Source organism: Vibrio sp. S9_S30, from assembly GCF_014694455.1.
Lineage (GTDB): Bacteria > Pseudomonadota > Gammaproteobacteria > Enterobacterales > Vibrionaceae > Vibrio.
Window position 1 is genome coordinate 36,543 of the sequence record NZ_JAAUWT010000007.1, and the last position, 21,928, is coordinate 58,470.

The window sequence follows — 21,928 nt, forward strand, 5'->3', positions numbered from 1 at the left end:
ACGTTAACAAAGCTGTAAGCGCTGCATTTTCTGCCATTTGCGTTATTCGCCATTGGCATCAAGCAAACACTGCTATTGGGATTTGGGGGAAGCACTACTTTTGAGTTCATTCTTTCAACGAAGCGCGTACTCCTTCTTCGCCCTTACATACATGGAAAGGAAAGCAACATGTCTAATTCGACACTGACATTACAAAACTTGGTTGAAGCCATCATGGGTTCTATTTCCGAAGCGCAAGACCAAATAGAACGGCAAACGTTAGAAAACATCAATGAATGGTTTGATGAAGATGGTCGCCCGAAAATGATTTCGTTTCGAGTTCCTGCCTTTGGTCCGGAAGCCGACAAAAAACGAGCCAGAGGTCAGTTGGCTGAGCGAGAAATCCACGTTCCCCTTATTACCCTTACCCAGAACAATCCAATAAAGATCAAAAAATTAATTTCCAAATTCGATATTAGCTTGAACGGTGTTGATGGCGTGGATACCGCCACTAAAAACAACAAACAGCCCGAGAGCCGATTAAAGCAGGTGTTGTCGACAGACCTGTTTTCAGGTCGCAGCGAGAAAGGGGATCGCAAAGCGACAATGGAAATCGAATTCGAAGCAGGCGAAGCCACTGAAGCCTACTTAAAGCTACAAAACGAGCTACTAAAACTTTTCTAACCCACGCAACACACAACTCATAACACACAACTCATAACACACAACAAGGAGACACTATGAGTGAACTCGTAAAAATGTCCGACCAATTTGGCGGACTCCCTATGGACCAACTGATTGGCGGCCCGCTTTCTGCAGCTTGTGATGCGCAAGTCACACTGGCGAAAGCCACGTCGGATTTCATTGAGAATGTCGGTTTCGAAAAAGATGCCAACGGAAACACTTCCGTTCGTATGGTGCCCTTCTCATTTGAAAAACCCGAACAAGTCAAACAAGCTGATGGTTCAGTCGCTATTGAAAGCACCAAGTACAAAGTGAGTGTGCCTTTCATCTCCATTGTATCGGTTCCGACGCTTCAGGTATCTGAAGTGGACGTGAACTTTATGATGGAAGTGAAATCGTCATTCAGTGAACAAACCAAAACCGATCGCGCTGCCTCATTCGCTGCGGAAGCGGAAGGTAAATTTGGTCCATGGAGCGTCAAAGTGAAATGTCAGGGTTCCGTTGCTTCTAGCAAAGAAACGCAGCGTAAGTCTGACAACTCGGCAAAATATGACGTCGCGGTGAAAGCTCGCCAATCTGGTACACCGGAAGGTTTGTCCCGCGTACTGGATATCCTTCAACAATCTATTGCGCCGGTTCCTGCGTAATTCCATCCTCAAGGCTTCGTATTCGGAGCCTTTTCAATCCACTGGGTTAAGAAAGTAGAAAATTATGTTTGGACAAGGTACGTCGCAGGTCAATACTTTTGATATTACCGAAGTCGGTCATATTGAAAGAGTGGTAGTGGGAACAACCGATCCCGGAAATATCCCGACCGAATCAGAAACCAATAAGCAGATGGCGTTTGTCAATCGCTGCTTAAATGAATTCCCTAAAGGACGAATCATAGGCAATGAACGAAGCTTCACGGTCGTTCGCATTGGGGAACATCAGGTCGTCTTGGAGTCGATTGCCTACCATATTGGGTTTAAAAAAGCCCCTCAATGGCTGGTAGAGCAGAAAAATTCAGAACCCGAGTTCGCCATTGATCCGCAAAAGGTGGATGACATCATCTCGAAACATATTGAATAATCGTGGCGCTCTGAGCCATGGGGACCGCTCTTTTGCACTAGCATTTTCATGAAATGTTAGTGCAGCTCTCTTTCACTTTTCGGCTCTAAAAACTAATTTGACTGCCTCTCACTCCACCCTTTAATGATTTGGTGAAGTTGTTTTACGCCATCGGTCAGCGCAGCGGGTCCGGGTTGTAGAATGTCGCTTGAGTTGATTTCATACACTTCATCATTTTGAATGGCAGGAATGTTCTGCCAGCCTTCTCGCTGAGTGAGTTTCTCTTTTTGAAAACGACGACCACACCAAGAGGCGATGATAATGTCGGGCTGCTTTTCTATCACCTGTTCAGGGTGTTCAATGATTCTGTTTTTCGCTAATGATTCTTTGGCAAATTCTTGATAGCAGTCAATGCCACCGGCGAGCTCCACCAGCTCACTGACCCAAGTAATCCCAGTGATCAGCGGATCAAACCACTCTTCAAAATACACTCTCGGTTTGTGAGTGAGTGAATCGGCACTTGCTTGGATTTCCGCCAGCCCTTGGGTGAATTCTTGTACTAGCTTTTCGCCTTTTTGTGGCTCACCGATCAGCGCGCTAAGTGTACGTATCATTTGCAGCGTGTCACTTAAAGTGCGGTGATTGAAGCAGTGCACATCGACCCCTTGTTTAACCAAGTCGCGAACAATGTCTGCCTGAATATCGGAAAACGCCAACACCAAATCGGGTTTGAGATCCATGATTTTCTCGATGCGTGCATTCACAAACGCCGACACTTTGGGCTTTTCACGCTTCGCTCTTTCAGGACGAACGGTGTAGGCAGACACACCAACAATTCGGTCTTCTTCCCCCATCAAGTACAGTGCTTCTGTGGTTTCTTCTGTTAGACAGATGATTCGTTGTGGCCATTGTGGCGCGAGAATTGGCATGGGTTTGACCCGCTCAATAATGATTAGATGGCGGAATTATAGAGACATTTCAAATGGAATAAACCGCAAGGTTTAGACCAGAGTCTCGGGACACCTATGAGGCGCGTTGAGGAATATGGCATTGATGCCTCTTCGTGCGCGTTGTTCGACATCGACGGGCACTGAAAAGACAGGCACTCAACACACCAAGCAGTGGAATACAGCGTCACACACGAATATTTACACTGAAATTACACTTTGATTGCATACTGATTGCACATTAACTGCACATTGATTGCACATTGTGATTGTTTGCGAAAAGCGCAAGCCTCAGTAACCCTTTTTCAAATACATCCATTTGTTAGAAAAATATTGCTAAAAGATTAAGAATTCGTCAATAAATTGAAAACTAATTCTCCTGTTCTGATTTTAAACTAAAGCTACTTTCATCAAAATGGATTTTACGAATATGAAAATGCTAACGGAATTGCTATCTGCCCCCTCATCTTCAGTGCAACCTATATGTGTTAAAGAGCTGATCTCTCACTTAGATCAGTCCTCTCAACCACTATCACTGCCGGTCATTCGCTTTTTGTTAGAACACATTCGTGTCGACGATAAAACAATCGAGGAGCTGTCGGTCTTTGATCGTGACCAATATCATCGGCACTACTTGTACCAAAGCGAAAATGTAGAAGTTCTCATTCTAGGGTGGTTAAACGGTCAGAGAAGTCGAATTCACGATCATCAAGGTTCTAATTGCGGAGTCAAAGTACTGAAAGGTGAAGCGACAGAAACGCATTTTAAACGTGTTGAAAATGGACACATATTGGCGATCAGCTCCGCCCACCTCGAAAGAGATCAGATCACATCCAGCTACGATAACCAAATCCACCAAATCTCTAATTTGCAACCCGATGGACAAGATTTGGTCACCCTGCATATCTATTCCCCTCCACTGAGTGCAGCCCAACTCTACTCTTTAGAATCCAATAAAATTGAGACGATGACTCAAAAACAGTGGGCCTATGAAATATAAGTAATTCATTAAACACTTAAATATCAAACTGTTAGATACGATAAGTTCAGTAAAACTAATTTTATAGTATGAGGATTATTAAATTAAACTCAGTGCAACTACACCAATCAAATGAATTGATGATGGCTGACTGTAACCTATTCGTCATACGTTGCGCCCTATATTGAGATGAATCTCTCTTTCACACATTTCCTAACGCAAAATTAACAAATAGACTCTAACTCGAAACATGTCGTTTCAATTAAATGGAGGTTATGGTTATGAAAGATGTATTGTTGGTAGGCACTACAAACTTAGATAGCACGGGAACAGCCGGAAATTTAACAGTTGAAAATGCTACTCAAGCGATCATTGGCTCGGGTTGGTCTTTCGGATTAGACGAAGGAGTTGACCTGAGCAATTACGATTGGGGGTATGGCGGTAAAATTTACGCCAAAACAGAGGAGTGGGATAAAGGTAATTATAAGGAGGCCAAGATAGAGGGGGATTCTAACTGGGTTCACTTAAATAACTTTGTTGATGTAAACGTCACCCTCAATAATTACTGTGGCTCAAAAGTCTTCATCAATAACTCAAAGCGCGGCGATATTGATACAGGCTGCGGTAACGATAAGATCCATATATCTGTCCAGTCCAACAACAGCCTTTGGGAAAACGATTTTGATATTAACACGGGTGCTGGATGTGATGTGATCACAATGGTCAACAGTAAAAATTCACACTTAACAGACGTCACCATCAATGCTGGTTCTGGAAATGACTATGTCGACATATCCAAACTGAAAAACGCAAAAGATGGCATTGTACGAGATATTGACGGGGGATCCGGTTTCGATAAGTTTGTGTTTGGATCCGATGACTCTGTTGATTTCAAAAATTTTGAAGTGATTGTGGGTACGTCTCAAACGTCCAACTTCAACTTAACGTCTGAACACTTGCGAAACAACGGCTATGAACCTTATGGTCTGATTGTTACAGGTTCCAACTTTGCTTTAACGGATGTGGATTCTGTGACTCATGGCAACCTAAGTGATGCTCAAGAGGCCTATCTCAATTGGCTTGGCTACAACGATGACGACTATTCCGCGTTAACAGTAATCGATGGCAATGACACATTCACCATCCTTACCGATAGCTGCTGCAACGTAGCTTGATGAACGCATAGTACCTCTGCTTTTCCGGGAAGCAGACGTTCACGTTCAACACCCTACTCAGGTCTATTGACCGAGATAAACCATCCAAGTTGAATGAATTCATTCAACTTGGATTTACGAGAGCAGTAGCCAAGCGCTCACCATGCCTTTAAAACCAGCATTGAGCTGAAACCCATTAAGAACAGAGTGTTTTTAAACGACATAACGCATTTGCATTGCTCCTCCTCCTACAAACCCCTTAATTAAATTGCTTTGCCACATCGGCAGCCTTACTGCCCAGTTCGGCAAAGTGCTCTGTGCCTTTTCCCATCACTTTCTGAGCCTGTTCAATCACTTGAATGTCTTTAGGATCGCCAGTGCCCAGCAGCTCTGAAAGCGCCACACCAAGGGCTGTTGTACTCACGGTATTCAGGTTACGGAGATTATCTGCGGCGTCTTGAATGGCAATGGCCGTCGGTTGAGCAACGGATTGTTTTGCTTTTCCGGTTGTGCTTTGTCGGTTGTGCTTTCTCCCCCCCCCCCCAAAAAAAAAAGGCCAATAAAAAGGGTTGGCCTAAATGGGGTATGGATTGGTTTTTCTCAGAAGCTTTTCCAAACTAACATGTCTTACGAGACGACTTTACGCCTTATTCACCGTCTTTCTCGACGATTTCTTCTGTCGCTCTGCTCAGAGCTGCCGTTCCTATGGCTGTTCACGCATTCACGCCTTGAATGGTTGCAGTCTGAGATCCCAGTGCCGTGTTCGTCACCAAGATGGTTTGAATGTGCTGCTGTGCGTGAGTGGTATTTTCCGCGGTTTTCCCCATAGAATCTGCCACCATCGCTAGGTGCATGTTTCTTGAGGTAACAGGGGAAAACGCACGCAGCATTTTCTCAATATCGACTTCCATCACAATGCTCTTTGTGTCCGTTCAGCGGTTCATATTACGTATCGCGGCTGAATCACACTTGGTGAAAACAACGAACAAATAAGGGCTTCATATCAAACGGGTGAGGCAGCAAAAGTAAATTGAGTACGCTGCCTTTTCTGTTCTCGATATTGGCGAGGAGTGCAATCGGCATAGCGCTTAAACATCTTCTCGAAATGGCTGAGATCGCCAAAACCAGATTGCAAACATACATCCGTGACTTTAAGCATTGGGGAGACATCGAACAGCTGTTTGGCTTTTTGAATACGAATTTGCACAAGTATCGCTTTGAAAGAGAGGTTAAGGTGCTCGCGAAAAAGATAAGAAAGATGAGAAGGGCTGGTGTAAGCCGCACTGGCCATATCGCTGAGTTTGATGCACTCTGTATAATTGTTACCAAGAAATATCAGTGCTTTTCTCAGTGCTGGGTGCAAGTTTTCAAGCCGTTCATACCGTTGCTCCAATACGGTTTCGAGTATATCGTATGTACACTCTTTTTTAGAAATAACCCCTAAAGACAACACATCATCTTCACAAATAACACCGTCGCAGCACGACGCCATCAATATCAGAAAACTTCGCAGCTGAGTAATATTTCCGGGCCAATCGTATTGCTTAAGTAGAAACAGAGCACTAGGTGAAACGTGTATATCATTGCCTATACCAAATTCGCACAAAATATGTGCCACATATTCAGGGATATCATCACTTCTTTTTTTTAATGGTGGAATATTCATTTCTATGTGCGGTAAATTAATGTCTAACAGCACATCAACAAAAGCATTCTTTTTCTTGAGCTCTTCTAATGATTCACGACAAGATACCATTAGCCTCACATTATTCTTAATTAACCGTTTGTGATATAAGCCCATGGTGAATTGACCAATCAAAAAGTCCTGTATATCTCGGGATAGCACATCGATGTCTTCTAAATATAGCGTCCCATTTCTTGCCTCCTCCAAAGCGTGCTCTAAATGAAGTTGATACACATCAACCCCACTAAAGCTGGAAGAAATACGAATAAATCTACTGGCTGGCATACGGCTTTCTTGATGGATAAACTCGGCGAGTTCATTTTTTTCCGTACCGGATTCTCCAGTAATAAAAACCGACATATTCACTTCAATAGCAAAATGCATTTGCTGCTTTATTTTTAGTACAGATGATGCGCAACCTATTATTGGTTCTTTTTTAATTATTTTACTCAGAGCTTTTCCTTGTTCAAAAACATTGGATTCTGCATTTATTGCATTTGATGTTGTGTTCATAATTAATTCCTTTTATCTAGCCAAGTTATGTCGAACACACATCCTAGTTGGGCAACTTATTAAAATATTGGTGTTTATTACGATCTTTACGAGTGATTCGATGCATGGATAATGAAAGAGATCACGATAAAACAAGGGAATTGAGATTACGGGTAAATTAAATCGAAGTGAGCTATGCTAAATAACTCAGATTAATGTGAGAAAACAACCATATATAGAGAAAGAATTAGAAGTTTAATAAACTCAACCAATTTCTCATTGGAAATAAAAACTAACAATATCCATTATATAAACAAAAGTATTATTATTAATTTAATCAGTTAATGTTTTTTATTTCACTGCTTATTTTTCTTTCATACGATGACCTACGCGCTCTGCTGTTACCTAAGCGCTCTGCTGTTACCTAAACGCTCTCCTGCTACTTAAATACTCGATTGCGCTCTAAGTACAAACACAGGGCTCTTGAACGTACAACGCATTCCACCATTGATTCTTTCACCTTAACTATTGTTAAATGCAGATAAGAACCTCAGAAAAGAAAGGAATCAACATGGCAGACAAACTCACCATGGTGTCAGCCAATGATGCATTGCCAGGTCGAAGCACACCGCTTAACGTAAAAGCAACGCATTTTGTGAATCAATCAAACCTCTTCGACTCACCAAAAGGCACCCAACAAGAAGTCTTACTTGGCTTAGGTTGTTTTTGGGGGGCAGAGCGATTGTTCTGGAAGTTGGATGGCGTGGTATCCACCTCGGTCGGGTACGCGGGCGGCTTTACGCAGAATCCAACTTATGAAGAGGTGTGTACCGGGCAAACGGGGCATACAGAAGTAGTACGAGTGGTGTTTGATCCAGAAGTAATTTCATTCAAAGCACTGCTGAAAACCTTCTGGGAAAGCCATGACCCGACCCAAGGTATGCGACAAGGAAACGATTTAGGCACGCAATACCGTTCCGCTATATATGTGTCCAGCGAAGAACAAATGATGCTGGCGTTGGATTCGAAGCAGGAATACCAAAAAGCCCTTTCCGCTGAACAAAGAAACACAATAACCACCGACGTGCTACCTGCCCCAACGTACTTTTATGCTGAAACTTACCACCAGCAATACTTAGCAAAAAATCCCCAAGGATACTGCGGTATTGGAGGGACAGGAGTCTGCTTCCCACCCGAGAGGTAAGTCCACCGCAGTGAAAAAATCAGGTTATGCCGCAAACCTTGAGAGGGAGTCAATCGTCGCATTGACTTCCTTCATGACCCCAAGCATCTGCTTATTGTTGATGTCTGGCAGCATCACTTTTCCTTCCTCAAAGTAGAACATACCGATGCCAGCGATACAAAATGATCCTTTGAACAGAATCTTGACGAATTTGGCGATCTGCTTTGGATGATAGTGTTTAAAGACCCGTTCCATAATTCCTTCCACCCTTTTTTGACGCTTTTTGAATTGTGCGGTGACTTTCTGTTCAACTGTGCAAAATTAGAGCCAAGTCAGCAAAACTAACGTCAAGTATTCACCTTAATACGCAGAATTAGGCTAACCTGTGAATGCGGACACATCGAACCAATAGAATGTGCCGTATACATAATCAATAAAATCAGCCGGATAATATTATGAAACTGAAATTGCTCTCCACCCTAATCCTTGTCGCTGCACCAATAATAGGCATGGCACACACTATCGAGATAGGCAAAAGCTTGCCAACCGTGAAGGTCGTTAAACACGGTGAACTGACACTGCAAGGTGACAAAATCGAATACGCCGAATGGTCTACTGCCAATTTGATTGGCAAGGTGCGCGTCATTCAAGCCATCGCGGGTCGCTCTAGCGCTAAAAAAATGAACGCCCCTTTAATGACGGCCATTACCGCCGCCGACTTCCCTAAAGAAGCCTATCAAACCACCACCATCATCAACCAAGATGACGCCATGTGGGGTACCGGATCTTTTGTAAAATCGTCGGCAGAAGACAGCAAAAAAGAGTTCTCTTGGTCGTCCATCGTATTAGATAAAGACGGTACAACGGCAGGAGCTTGGGAATTGAAACAGGAAAGCTCTGCCATTGCCGTACTCAACAAAGAAGGAACGGTTCTGTTTGTGAAAGAAGGGCCGCTCACGGAAGCGGAAATCGCGGAAGTGATTAAGCTTGTTAAGGCCAGCTTGTAACGATTTTGACTTAACATAACGGCTTCCTTTTTACAGAAACCGTTTTGCACATAAACCAAGAGCGCCAAACGGCGCTCTTTTTCGTTAAACATGACTCGTTTTATCGGCGATCTTCTCGATAACAGGTCACGTCCACTTCGACTTTTACATCCACCACTAAGTCACACACCATACAGATGCGCGCAGGTGGGTGCTCGCCAAAGAATTCTTTAAAGACCTTATTAAACGACTGAAAGTAGCGAGAGTCGGTCAAAACCACTTTCACGTGAACCACATCTTCAAGCCCGTAGCCAGCTTCTGTCATAATATCGACGCAGTTTTGAATCGCCAAACGAGACTGATCCACAATTCCACCTTCTACGACTTCCCCATCGGTCATCGGTGTTTGCCCCGATACGTATAAGAATCCACCTGCTTCGGTTGCTCGTGCAAATGGCAAGTGCTGCCCGCCCGTTCCCGTTCCGCCTTCTATGCCATAACGCTTAATTGTCATAATGTTCTCCAAGTATTACATTCCAGTTCAGTACGTGAGGGCATGCCCCTTCGTCTTTATTGGTTTCTGTGTTCGTTTCGATACAAGAATCGGCCATGTCGCGTTTGGGCGACACGCCCGTTTTGATAACTGATTTCACCGTTCACCATCACAAGGTGTATGCCCTTTGCGGCGGCAACGGGGTGTTCAAATGTGGCCTCATCACTGATCTCATTGGGGTCAAACAGCACTAGATCGGCAAAATAACCCGGCTGTATTTCCCCTCTTTTAGCCAACCCAAAACGCTTAGCCGACATGCCCGTCATTTTGTGTACCGCCACGGGCAAGGTGAAGAGCTTTCGCTCTCGGCTGTAATGCCCAAGCACTTTGGGAAACGTGCCCCACAATCTAGGGTGAGGATGAGGATCATTGGGTAACCCGTCAGACCCGACCATAGTAAGTTTGTATTTCAGGACCCGCTCGACGTCCGATTCGTCCATACAATGGTATACGGCACCCGCAGGTTGAAGGGCTTTTGCCGTGTCCATCAGCGATAGGTTTAGCTCGCGAGCAATGTCTTTAAGCATACGCCCCGCGAGATCCGGTCGGGTGTCCGACCAAGTAATGAAAATATCGACGTCGCTGGTGACTTGATTAAGATCCAGAGTGGAAGAACTCGCGGAATAGGGGTAACAGTCGCAGCCAATGTCCTGATGCTTCGCCGTTTTCTCCATCAAGTCCAACACTTCCACGGTACGCCCCCAATTCCCAGCTCCCGCGCATTTTAAATGCGAAATCACCACAGGGACTTTGGCGTGCTTTCCTGTACGGAACGCTTCATCCATCGCGTCTAAAATGTGTTCGAACTCGGTTCTCATGTGCGTGGTGTAAATACCACCAAACTCGGCGAGTTCCTCTGCTAATGCCATCACTTCTTCCGTGGGGGCTTGCTTGGCACTGGCATAAGCCAAACCGGAGCTTAGCCCCAATGCCCCCTCCTGCATCGCCTGATGCAGCGCGGCTTTCATTGCTGCCATTTCTTGCGCCGATGCCGCTCGGTGCAATTCATCCATGACATTATTGCGAAGTGTGGTATGCCCGACCAATGCCGCCACATTGACGGCGGGTTTCGCGGTTTCAACCGCTTGAGCATACGATTGGAAAGTCGGATATTGAAAGTCCGCTTGTTTACCGAGTAGATTCATTGGATCGGGGGGATCGCCCGCTAGCACTGCGGGAGAAGCGCTGATACCACAATTCCCGACAACCACCGTTGTCACGCCTTGGCTTATCTTAGCCAAACAATCTGGATAGCGAATCACATTGGTATCGTCGTGTGTGTGCACATCAATAAAGCCTGGAGAAAGCGCGAACCCATGACCGTCGATCAAGGTGATCGCATCGGCACTGGTGAGATCCCCCACCTCAGCAATACTCCCCTCTTTTACAGCGACATCTGCACTGTACGTGTTCTTGCCTGTGCCATCGACCACCAGCACATTTCGGAACACCACATCGTATTGCATGTATCGACCTCCATTTGGGCGTTGCCACTCTCTTTGGGTATTACCACTCTCTTTGGGTATTACCACTCTGAATAGGTTTTTTTCTAACATGAATTCCCCAAGCGTACAAAGTAAAGAAAAACAGTGACGCCATCAGTGGGGATCCGTTCAAACAAAACCAATAATCATTTAAAAACAATAAATTGAAGGGGTTTAACAGGAAAAATCATACTTCCCCTCGCTCAATCCCAAGTGGATAGTAGGTGGAATTAAATGACCAAACAGTGAGAATCTGCACAATTTAAAAAACGTTGTATGATAGTTTCTATCATCAACTAAAGTTAGAATCGAGATAAAGCAAAGTACTGATTGAAGTTTTGACCTTGTTAGAAAACAGCAGGCAGGAAAGTAAATCCATGAAGCGTGTTACTCATTACCAAGAACATTTTGAAACGGCGGGATCCAAAGGCGTTTGGGCCGAAAGCCATCACAAAGGGCAGTACAGTTTGATCAACGAAGAGATCATGCTGCCAGCCGCCGTGATTAAACAGTCAGCGATACAAAGTAACCTCCAATGGATGCAAAGCTTCGCCGATCAACATGGTGTGAAATTGGCACCTCATGGCAAAACCACCATGACACCAGACTTGTTCCGTCAGCAATTAGAAGCAGGCGCTTGGGGCATCACGGTTGCCAACATTCAGCAAGCTTGGGTCGCCTACGAAGCCGGTGCAAAACGCATTTTGCTCGCCAACCAATTGGTGGGCAAGGCTAATATGGCCAGCGCTTCACAACTGCTGTCTCAAAATGACGTCGAGTTTTTTTGCTGCGTCGATTCGCAAGAAAACGTAGAACAATTGAACCGTTTTTTCCATGAACGACAACAAGTCATCAACGTTCTGATTGAATATGGCATAGCAGGCGGGCGCTGTGGTGTCCGACACCCAGAATCGATGCAAAAAATGGCGATGATGATCCGAGGTTTGCCCGGAGTCGAGCTTCATGGTGTCGAATTCTATGAAGGGGCGATCCCCAAATGTGAGGATTCAGAACGTCGGATCCGATATTTTATTGGCAGCGCGGTTGAGCTCACACTGTCTTTTAAACAACAAGGCTTAATCAAACGCCAATGCCCCATTCTGACGGGGGCGGGGTCGGCATGGTATGACGTGGTTGCTGAGTGCTTTACCAATCAATCGCACCTTACGGCGATCATTCGACCCGGTTGTTACCTCATTCATGACAAAGGCATTTACCAAGATGCCCAGCACACCGTCATGGCACGCAGCCAGCGAGACAACAGTGTGGCTTGTCAGATGGGGGGCGACCTTATGTCGTCGCTAGAACTTTGGGCGTATGTGCTCTCCATTCCTGAGCCGGGAAAAGCCATCATCGGAATGGGGAAACGAGATGTGGCATTCGACGCGGGTTTACCCATACCCGAGCGAGCCTATCGCCATGGTGAAGCCGTGAGTGTTGAAGGGCTGACGGCCACCGACATTATGGATCAGCATACGTTCTTAGCCATACCGGAATACAGCGATCTGACGGTGGGGGATATTGTGGTGTTTTCAACCTCTCACCCTTGTTTAACCTTTGATAAGTGGCGCTATATTTGTGTGTGTGATAACGACTACCAAGTGACGCATTTAGTAGAAACGCATTTTTAAAACGCTCACCTCTTTACGAATAGGGGTTCAAAAGGCACACTGAAACCCCTTTTGAACAACGTGGAAACGAAAATAATGACGAAAGTTCTACACACAGAATCTGCCCCTGCGGCTATTGGCCCGTATGTACAAGGCGTTGATCTTGGCAATATGGTACTGACTTCCGGTCAAATCCCAGTGGTTCCAGCAACGGGTGAAGTCCCCGAAGACATCGCGGCACAAGCGCGTCAGTCTCTTGAGAATGTCAAAGCGGTGGTGGAATCTTCCGGTTTGACTGTGGCCGACATCGTAAAGCTCACCGTATTCGTAAAAGATCTGAACGATTTCGGTACTGTCAACGAGGTGTATGGCGCGTTTTTCGATGAACACAATGTCGCAAACTACCCAGCGCGCTCATGCGTAGAAGTGGCCCGCCTACCTAAAGATGTAAAAATCGAAATTGAAGCGATTGCCGTACGCAAGTAACCTGAATGGATACGAAACGGCTTAGAAATGAATAAAAAACGAGTGCGCTGGCACTCGTTTTTCATCTTTATCTCCTAGGGAACAATGCAGAACGCTAGTCTCTCGCCTCTTGAATGCGTTTCTCCATGTCAGGGTGCGAACTTAGCCATTCTGGCATCGCCATCGACTCCTCTTGCAAACGCTCAAAGATGATGGCCAGCGGCTCACTCGTTCCGTATAGTTTCTTTAACGCCATTTTGGCAAATTCGTCCGCTTCTATTTCCGACTCTCGGGAATGCCCACTTTGCAACACAAACACACCCGCCCCCACCATGGTATCGATAAGGCCCGAACTTTCCCCTGTCATGACTGCTACCGTCGCTGAAACCAAGCTGGATGAAACCAGCCTGTACATGACGTGCTGATGGTAAATATGACCAAGTTCATGCAGCAAAATGGCATCGAGCTCTTCATTTGTCTGAGCCAACTCGACCATGTCATCCAGCATGATGATCACGCCTCCGCTCAGTGCAAAGGCATTGGCTGAACTGTCGGACGATCGAAACTCCAACTGAGGGGGAAATGGAATGGGCGGGAGCTTGTCTAGGTGCTGATAAAATCGTGCTCTGATCGCCTCTTGCTGTTCAATGGGCAATCCAGAAGGTGAGAGCCATTCCTCGTCAATGGAGGTGAGAACATAATCCGCCAACACCTCATGCACCTCATCGGGCAACCAAGTCACCACTTGTTTGCTGAACCAAGAAATGCCATAGGTAAAAGCACCTATGATTAATCCGACCATCAGCAACGTGCCTATAATGGTGGTTTTGGCGTTTTTCTCCAGCTTACTCAGGCGGCTCTTTTTACCATGCTGTACGAGAAAATCGTTCACCTTCTCTGCACTGTTTGGTACGAACATCCAACCAGAAGGCAATCGGATTGTCGACGGCAATTTGCCTGGCGAATCCGTGACATCAATATCATGAATGGATGCGCTGAAAATCTGCCCATCTACATGCAAAGACATAAAATCACGCTGAGACAAATCCAGCTCCGCCTCTTGACGTGCGGAGCTCTTCGGGGGATGCGCAATGCCTGTGACTCGCATTAACCGATCCCAATGTCGACATCAAAGACGTTAGCCATCTCATCGGAGATCGCTGACTTCATATTCTGCTCTTCGCCTTCTACCACGAGGTTAGGCAGATCGCCAATCACATAGGTATGGTTGGCTAAGTATCGGCTGGTTCTTACCATCACCCAGGGTCTGGCAATACCAAGGGTGACAAGCTGAAGCACAAAGTTCGTCAAAATCAGCCAAACGAAGCTCCAAGTGGCTAACGTCGATTCAAACGTAAAACCATGGCTTTTCGGTTGTTCTTCTTCATCTTGAAGGCGATTCGCCGTCGCTTGATCAATGTCATCAATGTTCAATTGAGCAAACGTGTAATTACGCATTTGCGCCGTTTTAAAGGCATTGGCAATCACCCCAACAAAGAAGAGACCAATGTAGATTGCGATGATCAAACCGAAAAAAGCGAGATTAGGGAATCCACCATCTGAAAGCTGAAAATCTGAAGGCGACATTGAAAGCAAAGAAGACCCAGCGAACAAAAATGCCACACCCCCGAAGACTATTGACAAACCAATAGCAAACAATAGGGTTTTCAGATAAATCACTAAGTAAGCCTTTACTGTGTATTCAGCAGAAAAGGTACGTTGACCATAGCGATAACCATTAGCAAAGTAGTTCGAAATCCCCACCAAAACCCAGACGAACACAAAAGGAATCGCCAGCAGTAAAAGCACGCCAACCGGAATGATCTCGAAGTTTATTGCCGCCATACCCGCGAAAAACAATGCAATGATGACCATCCCTTTCCCTAAAATAGCAATGTATGCGTCTTTTAACGTCCCTGCGAAGGAAAAGCGCACATTGCGATAACTGGTCATCGCCGAATCAAAACGCGCATTGCTCCATGCCAACCAAGGGAGAATCGCGAAAAAGATCAGCATCATCGCCCCAGAGATTTCAGGAGAAAACTGACTCACAACATTCCAAATAACAAAAACCACTAACGCAATAATGCGCCCTTTTAAAATTTGCATCGGTTTGGCGTGATAGTCAAAACCATCGCCATCGAGCCGAGTGTTGCCATAAAAATACCGATTGGTTCTCACCTTCGCCCACGCAGAATAAATACCCAGCGTAATTACCGACAGCAGAACGTTGACGATCCAAATCCCAAAAAACTCTGCCCCTTCCCCTTCAAATTTGAACGGGTACTTTTTGTCGTTCGGTTCGATACTGCTGTTCTCTTCGATATCGTTGTTCTGTTCGATGCTGCTGTTCTGTTCCATATTATTGTTCTGTTCCATATTGTTCATTCTGACGTATTCGCTCTACACCTTATCATTTAAGTCGTTGTCTATGGTCTGAGAGCGAGAGAGATGACCATAAGACTTACAATATTTCCAACGGTTAAAAGAACCGCGACACCTAAAATACCAGCCTAATAACCTGTCAGCCACCCACCAATTCATTCACTTCAACTTTATTTGCAATATTGCGAATTAGGAAGCGCTTGCTTTACCCATGTTAGGTATAAACAATCAAAACAATAGAAACAATCGATTTTACCAAAGTGAAAATCATGAAGATACTGGCTCATACCAAAGTAAATTCACTATGTAGGATAGAATGATGAAGAAAACCCTAACCTTTGCATTGCTCCATTTTTCCATCGCATTTTCTGTCGCATACCTTCTAACGGGTGACATTTTACTTGGCAGCCTAGTAGCGATGCTAGAGCCTTCCGTCAATACCGTAGCGTTCTATTTCCACGAAAAAGCGTGGGCGCAATTGTCGTGGCTACGACGCCATCAGTCTCGAACTCAAGTCAAAACAGCCAGCTTTGCCAGCGTGCACTTCGGCGTCGCCTTTACCGTCACCTATCTAATTACGGGGGATGCCTTCATCGGTGGAATCATGGCGGTATTGGAACCAAGCCTTAATACGGTGGCGTATTATTTCCATGAAAGAGTTTGGCTAAAACGCAGCGGTTTGGCTCCTTTTTGTCAGCATCAGCACATTTAGGATCCTTGCCTCTTGATCTCGTCGCCAAATCACACTAAATATAGTTGTTAGTCGCAACTATATTTAGTGATTAGTATGGATACCTCAACACTACGCACTCTTTCACGCAACCTTGTTCGTGAACTTGGTTTACTCGATAAGCAATGTGGGAACATCGATTTATCCCCGATTCAAGCACACTGTTTAATTGAATTAGAACAGCAGGTACTCACCGTAAATCAGGTTGCTCAAAGGCTGAACATCGACAAATCCAACGCCAGCAGAGCACTTAAAAGCCTCGCCGGCAAGCTGTGCATTGAAGTCACAGCGAATCAACAGGACAAACGCAGTGTTCTCTATACGTTAACGGCAAAAGGATACGATCTTCTTCAGCAGTTAAACCACCAACAAGACGTGCGCTACGAAGCCGCACTAAGCCAAATGTCTTTTGAAGAGCAAGCAAGGTTACAGAGCGCTCTGGATCACTACATCCGTTCACTGATCTCATCCAAAATGAGCTACGAACTGACTTTGCGTCCAATACGAAAAAGCGACAACGCCGCATTGGCCGCGGTGATACGAACGGTCTCAGAAGAACATGGGCTTTCTTCTGATAAAGGCTATAGCGTGGCGGATCCGACTTTAGAGTTTTTATACGACGTGTACTCGCAGCCCCGCTCCCAATACTGGATTATCGAGAACAATGGAAAAATAGTGGGAGGCGGTGGTTACGCCCCTTTACGTGGTCGAGATGACGTGTGCGAATTACAGAAGATGTACTTTTTACCGGAAGCCAGAGGCAAAGGCTTAGCTAAAACCATCGCCAAAATGGCCATGGATCACGCCCAGCATCAAGGTTTCAAGCAGTGTTACCTTGAAACTACCCAATGCTTGAAAACCGCCATCAAACTCTATGAAAACCTCGGGTTTGAACATTTAGATGCCCCGTGGGGAGATACTGGTCACGATGCCTGTGAAGTGGTAATGGCGAAGGCGCTTTAAGCCTGATTCTATACAAAATAAGCTCTAGTCCTTGCTAAACAGGAAAATGCATCACGCAGAGATCTTTACTGAGCCCGATGCGCATGTTTTGGCTTTGCCCATCCAACACAACATCTAACTGGTAGAGATCGCGATCATCAGGAAAAATGGGGTTGGCGTAGCGCGGTGCGTCGACTTGGAACAACGCGGTTGCGTGATCGGCTCTGACATCAATAGGGATATGATAGGTCATGCCATCAAATTTTACCGAGGCCGACACCAACCCCGCTGCGAAGGTTTGGTAGTAGAGGTCCACTTTAAACTCACAACCACCACCATGGTGCCAGATCTGCTCCGTGGTAATATGATCAAGCCTCAAATTTCGAATAAATTGTAGGTAGGGCGCCTGCCATATTCCAACTCGCTTATCTGTTTCTAACACAGGCTCTGGGTTCAACTGGCAAATCTCTGGTGTTTCGTCCAGTAGCCAGTCTTCATCTTGCTCCAAGAACAAAATTTCAAAGCGATTTCTACCTGGCTGTAAATACGGGCGAATGTCCTTCTTATAACGATTCTGAGTGCCATCGCAATCCAATACTGCCACACCGTTAACCCGAACCTCGGCATAGTAATCCACGCCCGCCACCACCAAATCGACCGCTGGAAATGCCAACATGGCGTCGTCTACTTCAATGTCATGCATTAAATGCCATTCTTGATGACGAATGTCCGATTCAGAAACAGACTCTGGCAACACCGCACTAAGGGGGGCTGGAAAGGTAATGTCACCTTGGGGAATCGAGAGGTCTGTTAAAGGCGAAAGCTGCCAAAGACCTGCAAGTGAAAACTGCATATTAAATTGAGCCAGATCAAATTTGAGAGGCATTATAATGAAATGAGACACATAATTTCTAATGAAATTTCAAATGTCTGACCACCGCATAACCAAAACGACTGTCAAGCTCGGGACGCTGGAACAAAAAACGCTGGCATCAAGCCAGCGTTTCTAAATGGGGACAAACTCAAACGACCTAAAAGGACTAATTTGAGTATCGAGACAATTATTCTTCGTCGTCTTCTTCCACATCGTAAGCGGCGTCTTCCCCTTCATAATACGTACCCCACCCGTCGTAGATGATGTCGTATTTTTCGGCAAGATTAACCAATTTTTCCACTTGAGCGTCGATGAGTTCAGCATCTAAAGCGGATTCCATCACGGCATCACAGCAGAGTAGTTTGTTGCCATCTTCATCTTCTGTTTCTTCGGCTTCAAGGACTTCAAAACCCATTTTGAATGCTTCGACTACCGCTTTTTCTAACGTGTTAAAATCTTCCGCAAACAGATGATGTTCAATTTCATACAGAGCATCAGGTTCACTGCCGTCTTCAAGTAATGCACTGATGATTTCGCGAGTGTCTTCTTTTTGAATTTCAAGTAACGCTTCTACCGACAGGTATTCATCTTGTTGAGACATTCGATTGCTCCGCTCTCTGGGTAATTAAACGCGTGAAATATGGCACGGTTCGCTGAAAATTACCACCAGCAAACTCGATCCTTTCACATTTTTTCTGCGAACCAAAACTGACCTTGCGTCACAGAAACAAAATATTAACAAATGTGCTCTTTTTTTTTGAAACAGAACAAAGTCAGGTCAGGCTTTTATCAGCAGTTTTTAATAAATACGCCAATTTATGACTCAATATTGCATAGAGTGGAAATCCATAGAGCTGCATAAAACTGAACGATTTACCACAATTTCACCTTATTAGTGCATCTTCATTCACATAGTGACGAGTATCATGACGCCATACTCACCAACCGATATGAATATTCAGGCACCCTAGCATTGCATTCCTCTCGCCCAAAAAACAACACAAAAAACCATATATATAAATAAAACCAGATAAATCATCTAGATATTATTACAAACATCAATTTTATCACTAAATAACCGACTTGCATCTTGTCTTCATCCTTGCAATAAATGTGATTCCGACCTCATTTCAATGCAGGTCACCCTTTTGTTTCATCCAAGCCACTTGCTTCTTTCAAGGGAAGTGGAGCCTAAATAAAGCAATAGGGTTAGTTACGGAATCATTAGAAAGGACACCCAATGAGTAAGCTGTATGTCGGCTCTGAAGTCGGTCAATTGCGCAGAGTGTTGTTAAATCGCCCCGAGCGCGCACTCACCCACTTAACCCCTTCCAACTGTCAGGAACTGTTGTTTGACGATGTTTTAGCAGTGGAAGCGGCAGGTGAAGAACACGATACTTTTGCACAAACACTAAGAAAACAAGGCGTCGAAGTATTACTGCTTCACGATCTTCTTGTTGAAACCTTAGCCGTGTCAGAAGCCAGAACATGGCTACTCAATACTCAGATTTCAGATTTTCGCTACGGTCCAACCTTTGCCCGAGAGCTGCGGCATTACTTGAGCAAAATGGATAACGAGCACCTAGCGACGGTTTTACTCGGTGGCTTAGCCTACTCAGAGCTGCCTATTGCTTCCGCTTCTATGCTACCGAAGATGCATCAGCCTTTGGACTTTGTGATTGAACCTCTACCAAACCATCTCTTTACCCGAGATACGTCATGTTGGGTATACGGTGGGGTCTCGCTGAACCCCATGATGATGCCAGCACGTCAACGTGAAACGAACCACTTGCGTGCCATTTACCATTGGCACCCTGTATTCGCAGGTCAAGATTTTATCAAATACTTCGGTGATGAAGATTTGCATTACGATAACGCCAACATTGAAGGCGGTGATGTCTTGGTCATTGGTAACGGTGCCGTGTTGGTTGGTATGTCAGAGCGAACCACACCTCAAGGTGTCGAGAACCTTGCTGCGGGGCTCTTTGAATCGGGTCAAGCTTCTCAGGTGATTGCGATCAACCTGCCGAAACACCGCTCGTGTATGCACTTAGATACCGTCATGACACACATGGATGTGGATACGTTCTCGGTCTACCCAGAAATCATGCGTAATGACTTGGAAACTTGGCGTCTAACACCCAATGGGGGTAAAGCGATGAACGTCGAGCAAGTGCCTAATTACATCCATGCGGTTGAACAAGCACTGGATATTGATCACCTTAAGATCATCACCACTGGTGGCGACAGTTACGAGGCTGAACGCGAACAGTGGAACGATGCCAACAACGTACTCACGGTGAAACCCGGTGTTGTTGTCGCGTATGAGCGCAACGTTTACACCAACGAAAAATACGATAAAGCAGGGATTGAAGTTCTGACGATTCCGGGTAACGAACTGGGGCGTGGACGAGGTGGCGCTCGCTGCATGAGCTGCCCTATTGAACGCGACGGTATTTGAAGACTGCCCCACCCGCTCTCCTTTAACCCATCCTAGTATGATGGGTTGCACCACTCAAAAGGTTGATGCTAACAGTATCAACCTTTTTTACTTTAATTTAAAATAAACATTCACAAAAAGTGAATTTATATGTATAAATAATTTTTAACGCACTGCCTTATCGAAGGAAGACTTATGGCTTTCAATTTACGCAATCGCAACTTCTTAAAGCTTCTTGACTATACGCCCAAGGAAATTGACTTTCTGGTTCAGCTGTCTCAGCAGTTGAAAGCGGCAAAATATTCAGGCACTGAACAGAAAAAACTTATCGGGAAGAATATCGCATTAATATTCGAAAAAGCCTCTACCCGAACTCGATGTGCATTTGAAGTCGCTGCTTTTGATCAAGGAGCACAAGTGTCTTACATTGGTCCATCTGGCTCTCAGATCGGCCATAAAGAATCCATGAAAGATACCGCTCGTGTACTGGGCAGAATGTACGATGGTATTCAGTATCGTGGCTATGGGCAAGACATCGTAGAAACACTCGGTAAACACGCTGGTGTACCGGTATGGAATGGGCTAACCGACGAATTCCACCCCACTCAGATCCTTGCCGACTTTTTAACCATGCTCGAACACAGCGATGGTAAAGCTCTAAATAACATTCAATTTGCCTACCTTGGTGATGCTCGCTACAACATGGGGAACTCTCTTTTGGTCGGTGCGGCAAAAATGGGCATGCACTTTACTGTGGTCGCCCCCAAAGCGTATTGGCCAAGCTCAGAATTGATCGACGAATGCCAAACCATTGCTCAATCCACCGGCGCCTCTTTGCACTTCACAGAAAACGTCGACACTGGCGTTCAAGGGGCAGATTTTCTCTATACCGATGTTTGGGTATCCATGGGAGAAGCGCCCGAAGCATGGGATGAGCGTGTTGCACAAATGACGCCTTATCAAGTTAACGCTAAGGTCATGAGCGCCACAGGCAACCCAAACACCAAATTTATGCATTGCCTGCCCGCCTTCCATAATGATGACACCACCATCGGTAAAGAGATCGCCGAGAAATACGGTTTAAAGGGGCTAGAAGTCACCGAAGAGGTGTTTGAGTCCGAGCAATCCATTGTTTTTGATCAAGCCGAAAACCGCATACACACCATCAAAGCCGTGATGGTGGCGACCCTCGGATAAAAACCGAGTGTAATCGCTTGCGATCACGTTCCTTAGGCGTATAATTCTCCGCAATTTGTCTGAGGAACGATTAATGAAACACACCCTCATCTCTGATTTCGTGATGATGA

Annotated in this window: 24 protein-coding genes; 13 read left to right on the forward strand and 11 right to left on the reverse strand. The window is 45.3% G+C overall.

Going from position 1 to position 21,928, the window contains the following annotated elements:
- Nucleotides 1-168: 168 nt before the first annotated feature.
- From HC752_RS09940 to HC752_RS09950, 3 genes are all read left to right on the forward strand, one after another.
- Nucleotides 169-663: a DUF2589 domain-containing protein gene (locus HC752_RS09940; RefSeq protein WP_190335000.1), complete on the forward strand. Its 495-nt coding sequence runs from the start codon at nucleotides 169-171 to the stop codon at nucleotides 661-663.
- 56 nt (nucleotides 664-719) lie between these two features.
- On the forward strand, nucleotides 720-1,310 hold the full coding sequence (locus HC752_RS09945; protein ID WP_190335001.1) for a DUF2589 domain-containing protein: 591 nt from the start codon (nucleotides 720-722) through the stop codon (nucleotides 1,308-1,310).
- Between the two features lie 64 nt (nucleotides 1,311-1,374).
- Nucleotides 1,375-1,734, forward strand: coding sequence for a hypothetical protein (locus HC752_RS09950; RefSeq protein ID WP_190335002.1), 360 nt, complete (start codon nucleotides 1,375-1,377; stop codon nucleotides 1,732-1,734).
- A 92-nt stretch (nucleotides 1,735-1,826) separates the two neighbouring features.
- Here HC752_RS09950 and HC752_RS09955 read toward each other — a convergent pair whose 3' ends face one another.
- Entirely contained in the window at nucleotides 1,827-2,642 is an 816-nt protein-coding gene (locus tag HC752_RS09955; protein WP_190335003.1) for a cobalamin-binding protein, read from the reverse strand.
- 448 nt (nucleotides 2,643-3,090) lie between these two features.
- On the opposite strand from HC752_RS09955, the gene HC752_RS09960 reads away from it, so the two are divergent.
- Nucleotides 3,091-3,660: a cysteine dioxygenase gene (locus tag HC752_RS09960; protein ID WP_190335004.1), complete on the forward strand. Its 570-nt coding sequence runs from the start codon at nucleotides 3,091-3,093 to the stop codon at nucleotides 3,658-3,660.
- A 260-nt stretch (nucleotides 3,661-3,920) separates the two neighbouring features.
- Nucleotides 3,921-4,814, forward strand: coding sequence for a hypothetical protein (locus HC752_RS09965; protein WP_190335005.1), 894 nt, complete (start codon nucleotides 3,921-3,923; stop codon nucleotides 4,812-4,814).
- Nucleotides 4,815-5,052: 238 nt separating this feature from the next.
- On the opposite strand, the gene HC752_RS24785 is transcribed toward HC752_RS09965, so the two are convergent.
- The 3 genes from HC752_RS24785 to HC752_RS09980 form a co-directional block, all read right to left on the reverse strand.
- Nucleotides 5,053-5,217: a hypothetical protein gene (locus tag HC752_RS24785; protein ID WP_238930488.1), complete on the reverse strand. Its 165-nt coding sequence runs from the start codon at nucleotides 5,215-5,217 to the stop codon at nucleotides 5,053-5,055.
- Between the two features lie 289 nt (nucleotides 5,218-5,506).
- On the reverse strand, nucleotides 5,507-5,704 hold the full coding sequence (locus tag HC752_RS09975) for a RebB family R body protein (protein ID WP_190335006.1): 198 nt from the start codon (nucleotides 5,702-5,704) through the stop codon (nucleotides 5,507-5,509).
- 92 nt (nucleotides 5,705-5,796) lie between these two features.
- Nucleotides 5,797-6,990 (reverse strand): AraC family transcriptional regulator, encoded by a 1,194-nt coding sequence (locus HC752_RS09980; RefSeq protein ID WP_190335007.1) that lies wholly within the window; start codon nucleotides 6,988-6,990, stop codon nucleotides 5,797-5,799.
- A 550-nt stretch (nucleotides 6,991-7,540) separates the two neighbouring features.
- Between HC752_RS09980 and msrA the strand changes: the two genes are divergently transcribed.
- Nucleotides 7,541-8,173 carry a peptide-methionine (S)-S-oxide reductase MsrA gene (gene msrA / locus HC752_RS09985; RefSeq protein ID WP_190335008.1) on the forward strand — a complete coding sequence of 211 codons (633 nt, stop codon included), beginning with the start codon at nucleotides 7,541-7,543 and terminating at the stop codon, nucleotides 8,171-8,173.
- A 24-nt stretch (nucleotides 8,174-8,197) separates the two neighbouring features.
- On the opposite strand, the gene HC752_RS09990 is transcribed toward msrA, so the two are convergent.
- Nucleotides 8,198-8,407, reverse strand: coding sequence for a DUF1107 family protein (locus HC752_RS09990; protein WP_190335009.1), 210 nt, complete (start codon nucleotides 8,405-8,407; stop codon nucleotides 8,198-8,200).
- A gap of 200 nt (nucleotides 8,408-8,607) precedes the next feature.
- Here HC752_RS09990 and HC752_RS09995 point away from each other — a divergent pair, with 200 nt between their 5' ends.
- Nucleotides 8,608-9,159, forward strand: a complete 552-nt coding sequence (locus tag HC752_RS09995) for a YtfJ family protein (protein WP_190335010.1) — start codon at nucleotides 8,608-8,610, stop codon at nucleotides 9,157-9,159.
- Between the two features lie 100 nt (nucleotides 9,160-9,259).
- Here the strand turns inward: HC752_RS09995 and HC752_RS10000 are convergent, their stop codons facing one another.
- Nucleotides 9,260-9,652 carry a RidA family protein gene (locus tag HC752_RS10000; protein ID WP_126609614.1) on the reverse strand — a complete coding sequence of 131 codons (393 nt, stop codon included), beginning with the start codon at nucleotides 9,650-9,652 and terminating at the stop codon, nucleotides 9,260-9,262.
- A 56-nt stretch (nucleotides 9,653-9,708) separates the two neighbouring features.
- Complete coding sequence (locus tag HC752_RS10005) at nucleotides 9,709-11,157, reverse strand: N-acyl-D-amino-acid deacylase family protein (RefSeq protein WP_190335173.1); 1,449 nt, start codon at nucleotides 11,155-11,157, stop codon at nucleotides 9,709-9,711.
- Between the two features lie 395 nt (nucleotides 11,158-11,552).
- On the opposite strand from HC752_RS10005, the gene HC752_RS10010 reads away from it, so the two are divergent.
- Entirely contained in the window at nucleotides 11,553-12,806 is a 1,254-nt protein-coding gene (locus HC752_RS10010; protein WP_190335011.1) for an amino acid deaminase, read from the forward strand.
- Nucleotides 12,807-12,881: 75 nt separating this feature from the next.
- On the forward strand, nucleotides 12,882-13,271 hold the full coding sequence (locus tag HC752_RS10015; protein ID WP_190335012.1) for a Rid family detoxifying hydrolase: 390 nt from the start codon (nucleotides 12,882-12,884) through the stop codon (nucleotides 13,269-13,271).
- A gap of 94 nt (nucleotides 13,272-13,365) precedes the next feature.
- Here the strand turns inward: HC752_RS10015 and HC752_RS10020 are convergent, their stop codons facing one another.
- Together HC752_RS10020 and HC752_RS10025 are read right to left on the reverse strand one after the other, a co-directional pair.
- A complete protein-coding gene (locus tag HC752_RS10020) occupies nucleotides 13,366-14,358 on the reverse strand; it encodes a M48 family metallopeptidase (RefSeq protein ID WP_190335013.1) in 993 nt (330 codons plus the stop codon).
- Entirely contained in the window at nucleotides 14,358-15,629 is a 1,272-nt protein-coding gene (locus tag HC752_RS10025) for a YjgN family protein (protein WP_238930489.1), read from the reverse strand. The genes HC752_RS10020 and HC752_RS10025 overlap by 1 nt, the downstream gene beginning before the upstream one ends.
- Before the next feature lie 325 nt (nucleotides 15,630-15,954).
- Between HC752_RS10025 and HC752_RS10030 the strand changes: the two genes are divergently transcribed.
- On the forward strand, nucleotides 15,955-16,347 hold the full coding sequence (locus tag HC752_RS10030; RefSeq protein ID WP_190335175.1) for a DUF2061 domain-containing protein: 393 nt from the start codon (nucleotides 15,955-15,957) through the stop codon (nucleotides 16,345-16,347).
- A gap of 75 nt (nucleotides 16,348-16,422) precedes the next feature.
- Nucleotides 16,423-17,328: a bifunctional helix-turn-helix transcriptional regulator/GNAT family N-acetyltransferase gene (locus HC752_RS10035; RefSeq protein WP_190335014.1), complete on the forward strand. Its 906-nt coding sequence runs from the start codon at nucleotides 16,423-16,425 to the stop codon at nucleotides 17,326-17,328.
- A gap of 34 nt (nucleotides 17,329-17,362) precedes the next feature.
- Here the strand turns inward: HC752_RS10035 and HC752_RS10040 are convergent, their stop codons facing one another.
- Both HC752_RS10040 and rraB read right to left on the reverse strand, forming a co-directional pair.
- Nucleotides 17,363-18,160, reverse strand: coding sequence for a glycosyl hydrolase 2 galactose-binding domain-containing protein (locus tag HC752_RS10040; RefSeq protein ID WP_190335015.1), 798 nt, complete (start codon nucleotides 18,158-18,160; stop codon nucleotides 17,363-17,365).
- Between the two features lie 208 nt (nucleotides 18,161-18,368).
- Nucleotides 18,369-18,782: a ribonuclease E inhibitor RraB gene (gene rraB, locus HC752_RS10045; protein ID WP_190335016.1), complete on the reverse strand. Its 414-nt coding sequence runs from the start codon at nucleotides 18,780-18,782 to the stop codon at nucleotides 18,369-18,371.
- 639 nt (nucleotides 18,783-19,421) lie between these two features.
- Here rraB and arcA point away from each other — a divergent pair.
- Nucleotides 19,422-20,642 (forward strand): arginine deiminase, encoded by a 1,221-nt coding sequence (arcA, locus tag HC752_RS10050; protein ID WP_190335017.1) that lies wholly within the window; start codon nucleotides 19,422-19,424, stop codon nucleotides 20,640-20,642.
- Between the two features lie 174 nt (nucleotides 20,643-20,816).
- The gene (argF, locus tag HC752_RS10055; protein ID WP_190335018.1) at nucleotides 20,817-21,818 is read left to right on the forward strand and encodes an ornithine carbamoyltransferase; all 1,002 of its coding nucleotides are present in this window, start codon (nucleotides 20,817-20,819) and stop codon (nucleotides 21,816-21,818) included.
- The last annotated feature ends 110 nt before the right edge of the window (nucleotides 21,819-21,928 follow it).